Origin of the sequence: Enterobacter sichuanensis, assembly GCF_002939185.1 — a bacterium.
Taxonomy (GTDB): Bacteria; Pseudomonadota; Gammaproteobacteria; order Enterobacterales; family Enterobacteriaceae; genus Enterobacter; species Enterobacter sichuanensis.
This window is the reverse complement of record NZ_POVL01000001.1, coordinates 32265-44719: the sequence shown is the minus strand read 5'-3', so window position 1 is coordinate 44719 and position 12455 is coordinate 32265. Positions and strand designations below refer to the sequence as shown.

General features: G+C 54.8%; 12 protein-coding genes and 1 tRNA gene. 7 read left to right on the top strand and 6 right to left on the bottom strand.

The annotated features are described in order from the left end of the window. Positions 1-10 precede the first annotated feature (10 nt). From C5687_RS00210 to folD, 3 genes are all read right to left on the bottom strand, one after another. Entirely contained in the window at positions 11-1510 is a 1500-nt protein-coding gene (locus C5687_RS00210) for a PTS transporter subunit EIIC (protein ID WP_025756120.1), read from the bottom strand. Between the two features lie 228 nt (positions 1511-1738). Next, positions 1739-1951, bottom strand: coding sequence for a ribosome-associated protein YbcJ (ybcJ, locus tag C5687_RS00205; protein ID WP_045286674.1), 213 nt, complete (start codon positions 1949-1951; stop codon positions 1739-1741). A gap of 1 nt (position 1952) precedes the next feature. Then, the gene (gene folD / locus C5687_RS00200; RefSeq protein WP_047957921.1) at positions 1953-2819 is read right to left on the bottom strand and encodes a bifunctional methylenetetrahydrofolate dehydrogenase/methenyltetrahydrofolate cyclohydrolase FolD; all 867 of its coding nucleotides are present in this window, start codon (positions 2817-2819) and stop codon (positions 1953-1955) included. A gap of 310 nt (positions 2820-3129) precedes the next feature. Between folD and fimA the strand changes: the two genes are divergently transcribed. The 6 genes from fimA (at position 3130) to sfmF (ending at position 9165) form a co-directional block, all read left to right on the top strand. Next, positions 3130-3693 carry a type 1 fimbrial major subunit FimA gene (fimA, locus tag C5687_RS00195; protein WP_025756117.1) on the top strand — a complete coding sequence of 188 codons (564 nt, stop codon included), beginning with the start codon at positions 3130-3132 and terminating at the stop codon, positions 3691-3693. Between the two features lie 68 nt (positions 3694-3761). Beyond that, complete coding sequence (gene fimI, locus C5687_RS00190) at positions 3762-4307, top strand: type 1 fimbrial protein subunit FimI (RefSeq protein ID WP_104556202.1); 546 nt, start codon at positions 3762-3764, stop codon at positions 4305-4307. A 34-nt stretch (positions 4308-4341) separates the two neighbouring features. Continuing rightward, positions 4342-5034, top strand: coding sequence for a type 1 fimbria chaperone FimC (gene fimC / locus C5687_RS00185; RefSeq protein ID WP_045286673.1), 693 nt, complete (start codon positions 4342-4344; stop codon positions 5032-5034). A 14-nt stretch (positions 5035-5048) separates the two neighbouring features. Beyond that, positions 5049-7613, top strand: a complete 2565-nt coding sequence (locus tag C5687_RS00180) for a fimbrial biogenesis usher protein (protein ID WP_104556201.1) — start codon at positions 5049-5051, stop codon at positions 7611-7613. 13 nt (positions 7614-7626) lie between these two features. Beyond that, entirely contained in the window at positions 7627-8631 is a 1005-nt protein-coding gene (fimH, locus tag C5687_RS00175; protein ID WP_025756113.1) for a type 1 fimbria D-mannose specific adhesin FimH, read from the top strand. Positions 8632-8640: 9 nt separating this feature from the next. Next, entirely contained in the window at positions 8641-9165 is a 525-nt protein-coding gene (sfmF, locus tag C5687_RS00170; protein WP_025756112.1) for a fimbria assembly protein, read from the top strand. A gap of 51 nt (positions 9166-9216) precedes the next feature. Here the strand turns inward: sfmF and fimZ are convergent, their stop codons facing one another. The 3 genes from fimZ to C5687_RS00155 all read right to left on the bottom strand — a co-directional run bounded on the left by fimZ (position 9217) and on the right by C5687_RS00155 (position 12099). Next, positions 9217-9849: a fimbria biosynthesis transcriptional regulator FimZ gene (fimZ, locus tag C5687_RS00165; protein ID WP_025756111.1), complete on the bottom strand. Its 633-nt coding sequence runs from the start codon at positions 9847-9849 to the stop codon at positions 9217-9219. Between the two features lie 810 nt (positions 9850-10659). Then, positions 10660-11376 (bottom strand): helix-turn-helix transcriptional regulator, encoded by a 717-nt coding sequence (locus tag C5687_RS00160; RefSeq protein ID WP_025756110.1) that lies wholly within the window; start codon positions 11374-11376, stop codon positions 10660-10662. Between the two features lie 24 nt (positions 11377-11400). Further along, on the bottom strand, positions 11401-12099 hold the full coding sequence (locus C5687_RS00155) for an EAL domain-containing protein (protein WP_104556200.1): 699 nt from the start codon (positions 12097-12099) through the stop codon (positions 11401-11403). A 279-nt stretch (positions 12100-12378) separates the two neighbouring features. Here C5687_RS00155 and C5687_RS00150 point away from each other — a divergent pair. Further along, a tRNA-Arg gene (locus C5687_RS00150) sits at positions 12379-12455 on the top strand.

The window sequence follows — 12455 nt, the reverse complement described above, 5'->3', positions numbered from 1 at the left end:
AGGCATCTTATTATTTGCCGATCATGGTGGACATGGTCTGGGCGATAAACTGTGCTCTGGCACCGAAAATCACCTGAATACCGTTGTCGCCGACGAAGACCACGCCGCGCGCGCCGAGTCCGTTCAACCCGTCCCGGTCTACCGCCTCACTTTTTGCCACTTCCAGGCGCAGGCGGGTGATACAGGAGCCGACAGAGTCGATGTTATGCGCGCCGCCCAGCAGGGTAATGATCTCGGTTGCGAGCTCGGAATCTGACTTCTCATCCGCATTGGCGGTGACCTCAGTGCGGCCCGGCGTTTTCACGTCGAAACGGCGGATCACAAAGCGGAACGTGAAGTAATAGATCAGGCCCATTGGAATACCGATGATAATGGCATTCAGGAAGTTAGTCTGGTAGCCGTTAAATGACGGCAGGATCCCAAATGACAGGTAGTCGATAAAGCCCGCGGAGAACGACTTGGCGATATGCGCATGCAGCAGATACATGGTCATGTAGGCCAGACCTGCCATGATGGCGTTAAAGACGTACAGGATCGGCGCCACGAAGATAAAGGTAAACTCAACCGGTTCAGTGATCCCCGTCAGGAAGCAGGTGAGCGCCGCGGAGAACAGAATACCGGCCGCGATTTTCTTATTTTTAGTGTGCGCTTCGTGGTACATCGCCAGGCATGCGGCGGGCAGCGCGAACAGCATCAGCGGGAATTCACCCTGCATGAACTTACCGGCGTTCTGGTAGGTGTCGCTGCTGAAGGATTTCACCCCTTCTTCCAGCATCTTGAACCAGATGGTCTGATCGCCGTGGATGACCTGGCCTGCCTGGGTGGTGTAATCCCCAAACGAATACCAGAAAGACGGGTACCAGATATGGTGCAGACCGAGCGGGATCAGCGCGCGTTCCACCAGACCGAAGATAAAGGTCGACGCTGCCTGATTATCGCCGTTAACCACCACTGAGAGCGCGTCGATACCGGCCTGAATATGCTGCCAGACGTACGGCAGCAGCAGCCCCATCAGGAATGAAAGGAACGCCGTTGCAATCGCCACGAAGCGCTTACCGGAGAAGAAGCCCAGGAACTCCGGCAACTGCATGGTGTGGAAGCGGTTATAGCACCAGGCGGCGAGAATACCGCAGATCAGGCCACCGAAGACGCCCATCTGCAGCGTCGGGATGCCGACGACCATGGCATACTTTCCGCCCTGAGAGGCCATTTCCGGCGTGATGCTCAGCACGGTGCTGATGGTGATATTGGTGACAAACACCGAAACGGCCGCAGACAGCGCCGCAATACCAGACTCCGACGCCAGACCCACGGCAGAGCCGATGGCAAACAGCATCGGCAGGTTATCAAAGATAACCCCGCCCGCGTTCATCATCAGCGGCAGATGAAACTTATCGCCGAAAGCCAGCAGCAGGCCCGCAGCGGGAAGCAGTGAAATTGGCAGCATTAAGGCGCGACCAATCATCGATAACTTAGACAGCGATTTAACAAACCCTGATATCAGACTCATGCTGATGTCCCCCCGAGTAGCGCTTTTTTGGCGCTGTTATTGTAAGTAGAACGTTTTAGTAGAACGTTCTACTTATCGTGGGCAAAGCGTGAAAAACGCGCAACTGAATTTTCACTTTTCAACAGAGGAAATAGTGATTATTTGAAGTGGATCGATAAATAACCGTGATGGGTATGAGGGGATTTTTATCCCCTCTCCCCTTTGGGGAGAGGGTCAGGGTGAGGGGACTCAGGCCGTAACGGTCACGCTCTGTCCTTCAAAGCTCACGGTCTGGCCCGCGACAATTTTGCAGCGTTTGCGGGTTTCCACCGCGCCGTCCACTAACACCAGCCCGTCGGCAATGGCGATTTTGGCCTGCGCGCCGCTTTCGCTCCAGCCTTCCAGCTTCAGCAGATCGCACAGCTCAACGTGCGGATGTTTACCTAATGAAAAAGTCGCCATCTTACGCGTCCTCTACGTCGTGATATTCTTCGCATGCCTGCAACGTATTCTGAATCAGGGTTGCTACGGTCATCGGGCCTACGCCGCCCGGTACCGGCGTGATGTAAGAGGCGCGAGCCGCGGCGTCTTCATAGACCACGTCGCCGACCACCTTGCCGTTTTCCAGACGGTTAATCCCGACGTCCACGACAATCGCCCCCTCTTTAATCCATTCGCCTGGAATAAAGCCCGGCTTACCGACGGCGACGATCAGCAGATCGGCGTTCTCGACGTGGTGACGCAGGTTTTTGGTAAAGCGGTGGGTCACGGTGGTGGTGCAGCCGGCCAGCAGCAGCTCCATGCTCATCGGACGGCCCACGATGTTGGACGCGCCGATAACCACAGCGTTCAGACCGTAGGTGTCGATGTTATAACGCTCCAGCAGCGTCACGATACCACGCGGCGTGCACGGACGCAGACGCGGCGCGCGCTGGCACAGACGGCCGACGTTGTACGGGTGGAAACCGTCAACGTCTTTATCCGGCGCGATACGCTCCAGCACCTTCACGTTGTCGATGCCTGCAGGCAGCGGCAGCTGAACCAGAATACCGTCGATCTCTTTATCGGCATTCAGGGTGTCAATCAGTTCCAGCAGTTCTGCTTCGGTGGTGGTTTCTGGCAAATCGTAAGAGCGGGAGACGAAGCCCACCTCTTCACACGCTTTGCGTTTGCTGCCGACATAAATCTGCGATGCCGGGTTGCTACCAACCAGCACAACGGCCAGCCCGGGGGCGCGCTTTCCGGCCGCTTTACGCGCCTTCACTTTTTCCGCGACCTCAGAGCGCACCTGCTGCGCAATCGTTTTACCGTCAATAATCTTTGCTGCCATCAGAGAGAAGATTCCGTCTGTAACGTTTGAAAGGGGGGATGGCCTGTATTTTGTCAGAAGCGAGCGCCGCTGTCAGTCACCCTTTACGAGTTTTCATCTGTGGGGCGTAAAAACCCTTCTTAAGGGATGGTCAATTTCTTAGGCGGGATTAGGATGTGACCTGGCGAAATGGCAGCGTTTTGACATATTTAAAAAACACTTCCTGAGCTACTTTGTCTCCTCCGAAATAAGCTTTCAATTCATCAATTGAACGTATTTCTTATTCCCGATTATTCGCGGGAAGGGTTATTTACATTTTAAAGGAATAGACATGAAACTCAGCAACATTGCTTCTACTGTTATTGCCACATTTGCCCTGGTAGCGGGTGCCGCAAATGCAGCAGATCCTGTTACCCCGGTTTCCGTAAATGGCGGTACCGTACATTTTAAAGGTGAGCTGGTTAACGCTGCTTGTTCAGTAAATACGGATTCTTCCGAGCAGACCGTTAATCTGGGTCAGTATCGTACCGCGAAATTCACTAAAGTGGGCGACACCACCTCTAATATTCCATTCAGCATCGAACTGAACGACTGCGATCCGCTGGTGGCCAAAACCGCAGCCGTTGCGTTCACCGGTCAGATCGACCCAACTGACAAAACCCTGCTGGCCGTGAGCTCCGGTAGCAACGACAACACCGCGAAAGGCGTAGGTATCGAGATCCTCGACAGCAAATCCAGCGTTCTGACGCCAGACGGTGCCACCTTCTCTGCTGCGCAGACCCTGATCGAAGGGACTAACACCCTGAAATTCACCGCGCGTTATAAGTCAACGGCTGCAACCACCGAGCCAGGCCAGGCGAACGCTGACGCCACCTTCGTAATGAAATACGAGTAATTCCTCCGCACAGGGATGTTCAGGCCTCACGGACGAGGCCCGTCATACGCTAAAGCCAGGAACGAAGGATGACAAGGACTGGAACACTACTGCTGTTAACCCTTGCGATGGCTGGCCCGGTATCGGCGCATACCGTGGTGATCGACGGGGGCAAAGTGCATCTCAGAGGTGAGCTGGTGAACGGCGGCTGCGCTGTGGCGCCGGACAGCCAGAAAATGCGCATCGACATGGGGCAGTACCGAACCAACTCATTTTCCGGTGTGGGCAGTTTTTCTACGGTGAACGTGCCTTTTACCGTGCGGCTGCTGGACTGCAGCGTTGATGTCTCGCGCACCGTGGGGATTCAGTTTCAGGGCGTCACGCCCGCAGAAGATCCGCAGGTTTTTCTGGCAACATCGCGGCCAGGTGAGACACCTGTCAGCAGCGGCGTGGGCCTGGCGCTCTTTGACGAACAGCAGCGTCAGATTATCCCTAATGCTCCGGCCGTCAGTTGGCTGCCGGTCGATACCCGTGAGCTCACGTTCCATTTTAGCGCCCGCTATCGGGCAATTTCCGAACACCTCGAGCCAGGCAAAATTCAGTCGGATGTCTGGTTTACGTTGATTTATCCCTGACACCTGCGAACACATTATTAAAGGTACGGTTGTAATGAATACCCGAATTAAACCAGGACTTTTTTTAGCGTTTATTTTAATGATGGTTTCTGCATGCGCGAATGCGTCCGGCGGTATTGCGCTGGGGGCCACCCGCGTTATTTACCCGGCCGATGCGAAGCAAACATCGCTGGCGATCACCAACAGCAATAAACAAGAACGCTATTTAATTAACGCGTGGATCGAAAATGCAAACGGGCAAAAAGAAAAAACCTTTGCCGTCACTCCGCCATTGTTTGTGAGTGAGCCGGACAGTGAAAACACGCTGCGTATTATTTATGCCGGGCCTGCGCTGCCTGCCGACCGCGAATCGCTCTTTTACATGAACGTGAAGGCGATCCCGTCAGTGAACAAAGCGAAAACGGAAAACAATAACGTGCTGCAGCTGGCGATCCTCTCGCGCATCAAGCTGTTTGTGCGCCCGAACAACCTGGCGATGCAGCCGGAAGAGGCGCTTTCCCAGCTGCGGTTTGAGCGTGCGGGTAACCATCTTAAAGTCAGCAACGCTTCACCGTATTACATCACCCTGGTCAATCTGAAGCTGGGGGGCAAGCCGCTGGATAACCTGATGGTGGCGCCAAAAAGCGCGGCGCAGCAGGTGTTGCCAGCCGGTGCCGGCGGCACGCTCTCCTGGCAGAGCGTGAATGACTACGGTGCCATCACACCGGCGCGTAGCGTTAACCTGTGAGCAGAGTCAGGGCGATGAAAAACCACCAGAGACGTTACTGCCCGGTTGCGCTGGCGCTGATGGCGGCGCTCTGGCCACAGGCTGGCTGGAGCGAAAGTTACTTCAACCCGGCCTTTCTCTCCGACGACGCCGCCAGCGTGGCGGATTTGTCGCGTTTTGAACAAGGGCACCAGCAGGCACCCGGCGTTTATCGCGTGGATATCTGGCGTAACGATGAGTTTATCGGCACCCAGGACGTGCGTTTTGAGCAGGCCGGGGACGCGCCGCCGGTAGCGGGCGGGTTGTCGGCGTGTATTACGCGCGCGATGCTCGATCGCTTCGGCGTGAATGTGGCGGCGTTTCCTGAGCTGGCTAAGGTGCAGGGCGAGACCTGCGTGCCGTTGACCACGGCCATACCCGGCAGCGAAACGGTATTTAACTTTGCCTCGCAGCGTCTGAACGTCAGCCTGCCGCAGGTGGCGTTGCAGAACAGCGCCCGGGGCTACATCCCACCTGAACAATGGGATGAAGGCATCCCCGCGGCCCTGGTGAACTACAGCTTCACGGGCAACCGGGGAAGCGAAGACGACAGCTACTACCTGAACCTGCAGAGCGGCCTGAACTACGGCGCCTGGCGTTTACGAAATAACGGCGCCTGGCGCTACACGCAGACCAACGGGCAGCGCCACAACGAGTGGCAGAACATTGGCACCTGGGCGCAGCGCACCGTTATCCCGCTGAAAAGTGAACTGGTGCTGGGCGACAGCAATACCGGGAATGACGTTTTTGACAGCGTCGGTTTTCGTGGCGGGCGGCTTTTCTCGTCTGACAGCATGTACCCGGACAGCCTGCAGGGCTACGCACCTACCGTGCGCGGGATTGCCCGGACGCCCGCCAAAGTGGTGGTGCGTCAGAACGGCTACGTGATCTATCAAAGCTACGTGCAGCCGGGCGCATTTGCCATTAGCGATCTCAACCCGACCTCCTCAAGCGGTGACCTTGAGGTGACGGTCGAAGAGAAAGACGGCACCCAGCAGCGTTATACCGTGCCGTACTCCACCGTGCCGCTCCTGCAGCGTGAAGGGCGCTGGAAGTATGACCTGGTGGCCGGGGATTACCGCAGCGGCAACAGCGACCAGGATACGCCGTTCTTCACCCAGGGCACCCTGATTACCGGCCTTGCCAACGGCTACACGCTCTACGGCGGCACGCAGCTCGCGTCACGCTATACCGCGGTGGCCATCGGGGCCGGTAAAAACCTCGGTGACTGGGGAGCGGTCTCGCTCGATATTACCCATGCCCGCAGCCAGCTTGCGGACGACAGCAAACATGAGGGGCAGTCTCTGCGCTTCCTCTACGCGAAATCCCTTAACGGCTTCGGCACCAACTTCCAGCTGCTGGGCTACCGCTACTCCACAAAAGGGTTTTATACCCTGGACGATGTCGCCTGGCGCTCAATGGAAGGCTATCAGTATGCCGAAAGCCAGGACGATAACGATGTGCCGGACGTGCAGAGTTACCACAACCTGACGTGGAATAAAAAAGGCCGCTTCCAGCTCAACGTTTCTCAGTCGCTGGGAGATTACGGCTCGGTGTATATCTCCGGCAGCGAGCAAACCTACTGGGGAACGGACGAGTCGAACCTCTGGTATCAGCTGGGGTACGCGGGGGGCGTGAAGGGGATCAACTACTCCGTTTCGTGGTCGTGGAACAAATCCGTCGGGATCGACGGTACCGACCGGATCGCCTCGTTTAACGTCTCCGTGCCGTTCAGCCTCTTTACCCGTCAGGGTTATCGCCGGGACAGCGCCATCGACAGGGCCTACGCCACGGCATCCGCCAGTCGAAACAGCGATGGCGACACGAGCTGGCAAACCGGGGTCAGCGGAACGTTGCTGGAGGATCGCAACCTGAACTACAGCGTGACCCAGGGACACACCAGCACCAATGGTTCAAGCGGAAGCGCCAGCGCCAACTGGCAGGCGACCTACGGCACGCTGGGCGTGGGCTACAACTACAGCCGCGATCAGCACGATCTCAACTGGCAGCTCTCCGGCGGGGTGGTCGGCCATGCTGACGGCGTGACCTTCAGCCAGCCGCTGGGTGACACCAACGTGCTGATCAAAGCCCCGGGGGCATCCGGCGTCAGCGTCGAGAACCAGACCGGCGTGAAAACCGACTGGCGAGGCTATGCGGTGATGCCGTATGCCACCGTCTACCGCTATAACCGCGTGGCGCTGGATACCAACACCATGAGTAACAACACCGATATCGAAAATAACGTGAGCAGCGTGGTGCCGACCAAAGGCGCGCTGGTGCGCGCCAGCTTTGATACCCGCATCGGCGTGCGCGCTCTGCTGACGGTGACGCGCGGCAACCAGCCCGTGCCGTTTGGCGCGGTGGTCCGCGAAACGCAAAGCGGGGTGACCAGCATGGTAGGGGATGACGGGCAGATTTACCTGAGTGGGCTGCCGCTGGAAGGCGAACTGCTGATCCAGTGGGGCGACGGGGCGCAGTCCCAATGTCGCGCTCACTATCGCTTATCGCCTGAAAGTCAGAACCAGGCCATTACCATGGCGGGGGCCAGCTGTGATCGTTAACGGGGATCCAAAGATGCGCATTTTACGCAACGTAATGAGCTTTGCGCTGCTGTGCAGCGCGATGCCCGCCTGGGCAACGATTTGTCAGAACGCCAATGGGGTGGCGAAGGATATCTCCTACGATCTCTCAAACGTTTTTAACAGCTCCAATAACAAGCCTGGGCAGATTGTGACCCTGGCGCAAAAGTCCGGGCTGGTCGGCGTGAATGCCATATGTCCCAGAGGGACGACAGGCAAGTCCACCATGCGTAGCTACGTCACCAGTTTGCCGATAACGACGGTGATTGATAGCTACAAGTATGTGAAGCTCAATGACTATCTTGATGGCGCGATGCAGATCCACGATGACTTCGCGGGGACGTTCTATCCGCCGGCGAACTACATCCAGATGGGGGAGCACCCTAACGTTCCAAAGAACAAGGCGTTTCCGGTTACCGACTCAAAGCTGGTCTTTCGCCTGAGAGTCACCCGACGGTTCATCAACATGGTGGTGATCCCGAAACGGACCATGTTCACCGTATATGTGACCACCACGCCATCTGACTCCCTGAATACGCCGGTGTATACCATCAGCTATAGCGGTACCATTCAGGTGCCACAAAGCTGCGCGATAAATGCCGGGCAGGTGGTGGAGTTCGATTTTGGCGATATCGGCGCGTCGTTGTTCAGCCAGGCGGGTGCCGGAAACCGTCCCCAGAAAGTCTCGCCACAAAGTAAAACCATTGCCATTAAGTGTACGAACGTGGAGGCCAATGCGTATCTGACGATGCGTATCGAGGCGGAAAAAATCGCTGGCAATGCGCTGGTTTCCGATAACCCCGATCTGGGATTTGTGGTGGCGAACGATAGCGGCACGCCTCTGACGCCTAACAACCTGAACAGCAAAATTCCGTTCCGCCTGGATGATAGTGCACAGGCGCAGGTGGGGATCCGCGTCTGGCCGGTAAGCATTACCGGGAATAAACCCGCAGAAGGCCGGTTCACCTCTCGCGGCTATCTCCGCGTGGATTACGATTAAGGGGGAGAGATGCGGAACTGGAAAGGACATGTTACTGCGCTGGCGCTGGTGATGTTTCAGACCAACGCGTGGTCAGCGACAGCATTGGGCGAGATCAATATTCAGATGTCCGGCAATATTGTCGATTTTACCTGCGTTGCGGAGGGCAGCGACAGCGACAAAACCGTCACGCTGGGCACCTGGCCCACCAAACAGCTCAGCACCACCGGGAGCCGTACGCAGCCTATGCCGTTTACCCTGAAGCTGACTGGCTGTCCGCCGGGTGCAGCCTCGATTACGTTTTCGGGAAAAGCCGACGGGAGCAATAACGGTTTGCTGGCGCTGAATGACGCCAGTACGGCAAGTCATGTCGCGGTTGAGATCAGGGATGCGGATAAAACGCGTCTGGCTCTCCAGCAGGCCAGCCAGTCGGTCCCGGTTGACGCGCTGGGGAATGCGACATTGTCGTTTTATGCCAATTATATCGCCACTGCAGATAACCCTCAGCCCGGTCGGGCTGATGCGGATGCGACCTTCATGATTAATTATAATTAACACTGACCGCACTCCCTGAAGCTCAGATAAGCTGCAGGGAGTGAATTCAGGTTATAGCAGTTCGTGCGCTTTGGCGTAATCAATTAATTCCACGATGCTCTGTACACCCAGCTTGGAATAAATATTGGATTTGTGCGCACTAATGGTCTTGTTGCTTAATAGTAGCTGTTCAGCAATTTCCTTATTGGATAATCCATTCGCCAGATAACGTAATACCGTGACCTCACGATTCGATAATGGCATATCTGCTGCCATTCCTTTCCCCGAACCCAGATGATTAATAAAGTTCAGCGTTTCTGACGGGAAAAATGAATAGCCCATCAGGATCATTTCTACTGCGTTGTAGATCTCACCCAAATCTTTTCGTTTACTGACAAAACCATTTGCTCCGGCGCGAATGGCGCGACCTGCGTAAAATGACTCAGATTTAGACGAGAGGAACAGAACCTTGATGTCCTTGTTTAAGTTCCTGATTCTCTTTAGCAAAGCAAAGGCATCCGTGCCCGTGAGTTCAATGTCAAGGATCACCAGATCGATAGGGTGATTGCGGATACAGTCAAGGACTTCATGGCTATCGCCAGACTTCAGCTTGACGACGATATTCTTATTTTTCTGTAGCAGGACTTCTATCGACATTCTGACGATAGGATGTTCGTCCATAATGATAACGGATGCCGGTTTCATTTTTAATGCCTCAGATTGTTAAAAGCGTTATGCAGAGTTTGTAAAACTCTCGAAATGCCGGAAGGATAAAAGTGCAGATCCCTATACCGTAGTATTTCCCTGGAAAGAGCGAAAGCATCCTTGTTGACGTAGTGAAAAGAACTATGCCTCAGCGCGGTCATCTCATTTGGATGGTGTTGGCAAAAAGGTATTTCTTATTCATATTTGATACGCTTCTTATTATACCGTGTAAGTTTTTTCCGAAAACCCTGTAAATTAATCGCAGGGTATTGGTTTATATTATCTTCTGGATCTGAATCGCTATTTTTTTAAAATTAGCGGAAATATCCTGTTATCCCATTTACCGCATATTTTCATCTTTATGTAATAACAAAAAATAACAGATATCTCTTTGTGTTAATTTATTGTTAACAAAAACGCGCGTCATTTCAGAGGACGAACCCGCGATGATGAGGTGAAAAATTGACCTCACGGGCCGTCAAACCTTCATCTGAAAGTACCCGGGTTAACCCGGATAAACGCCTCTGTTGCACAGGAGAACATGCTACCTGCTTCGCTTCTTACTCCAGGGCGCCGCCGCTAAGCTGCTTGTTTTTACATCATTATCATCCTGTTAACGCTTTCTCCATTCACTTAACGGATGGAGGAAAGTACTGTAATTCCTTCAATTTGTGGCATTTCACAAGGTTTGCGCCCATAAATTAGGAATAGTTGTAATTTCGAATTTAATGTTAAAAATTAACATTTTTGCAACGTTAATGGTAAGTAAATTCCTAAAGCGCTTTAGGAAATAAGGGGTTAGCGCGTGGGTTAAAACGTGCAGTCTGAGAGGTTATTAAGAAGGTGAAGCAATTCCTGGCGATGGCTCAGCCCCAGTTTCAGCAGAATACAGCTGAGACGATAGATAATGCGGCTATAGGGACGGTTCTGCATAAGGGCAATCTGACGTAGCGTCTTGCCCCGGGAGAGTTCCTGCAGGATTGGCCATTCGTTGCGGGAGAACCACTCTTTGTCGGAGCCCTGAGGGGGGCTGGTATTCAGCAGGCTATGCTGGAGGGCTGTGGCGTTCAGCTGGCGTTCGAGCACATGAAAAGGGCCCGCCGCTTTGCAGAAGAGACGGGTATCGTAGTTATCGGCCCGGACTAACAGCCAGGGGGTAAGGAAAGGCGGAAACAGGCTATGCCTTCGCAGCTGATCCAGTTTATCCAGAAGGCCCGTGGAGCGGCTTTCGATATCGACGACCAGACGGGCTGATGGCCACTGTGTCTGGGCGACAAGGGCGTCGTCCAGCGTGGCGTAGTCGCAGCAGCTGCTCAGGGGAAACTGCCCGTTGAGAAAACCGGTGCGCAGGAAGTGATCTTCCGTCACCAGAATGATAAACGGGGCATCTGTTTTGCGGGGCTGGCTGATGGACTGGCTCAAAAACTCGAGCCGGTCGAAAAAGGGGGGAGTAAAAGGTGAGCGCGTAAATCCCAGTGCATCACTTCCTGTACGCCGCCGCCGGTAACGGCGCACTGTCATTCGCATGGCCTCCCTCCTGGAAATGGCGTTTTAATCCTCCGGCCATGTCCAGGACGGCCAGTAATATCCCTGGCCAAGATCGGCGCCTGCCTCCAGTGCCCAGGTACGATCGCGTTCAGTCTCAATACCTTCGATAAGCACATGCCCGGCAAGCTGAAAGCAGCGGGAAACCAGTTGCCTCAGCGCAGGGGTGTCGCGTAAACGCCAGAATGCTTCCTTATCTATTTTGATGCCGCTTAACGGAAGCCGGCTGGATAAAAACGACTGCACCAGAATCTCATCTACGTCATCCAGCCAGACAGCGTGCCCCCGGTTTCTGAGCTGCATCAGATTCTCAATGACGCGCTGCTTCTGTGCCGCAGACAGCGCCAGAAACATTGCGGGGTCGACAATCTCAATATGGAGCGGCGCGCCAGGCAGCCTGATAAGCCGCTGAAAAGGCGCAGACTCTGTCAGGACGGTTATCGGCAGATTAATAAAAAGGTTATGACCGCGCGGCGTATTTTTTAACGCGGCAAGCTGTGCTTCAAGCAGCGATATCGACCACTCTGCAGACCGATCGCCGAAAAAGCCCTCACTGTACCGTGATTCACTGAGGACACTGAGGACCTCCACCCCCACCTGGTGCATGGAGCGGAGGGCGACGATGGGCTCAAGCTTGATGCCGACGATCTCCTGAGAGATGTATTCTAACCGGGGGGGCGTATCGATCAGGTTATGCGCTGTCACTCCATTGTCCTGTTGTCTGTCAGCCTCCAGGCGGCCGGGTTACCTCTCTCTAGTGTGACGAGCTGACGTTCAGGAAAACAGCAGGCGTTACTTAAATGCAACTAAGCCTTTTCGCAGCAGGAAAGTGTACGGGAGAAAGGCGGGGGAATGGAGAAAAAACAGTCATATTTACAATCAGCTAGCCCTAATCAGGGGAGAAAACGGAAAAGGCATTGACTCACCTGCCATTGACCGTATAATTCTTCGCGTTTCACCGCCGCGAAGTTCACTCTTCTCAGTGCGCCCTTAGCTCAGTTGGATAGAGCAACGGCCTTCTAAGCCGTAGGTCGTAGGTTCGAATCCTACAGGGCGTGCCA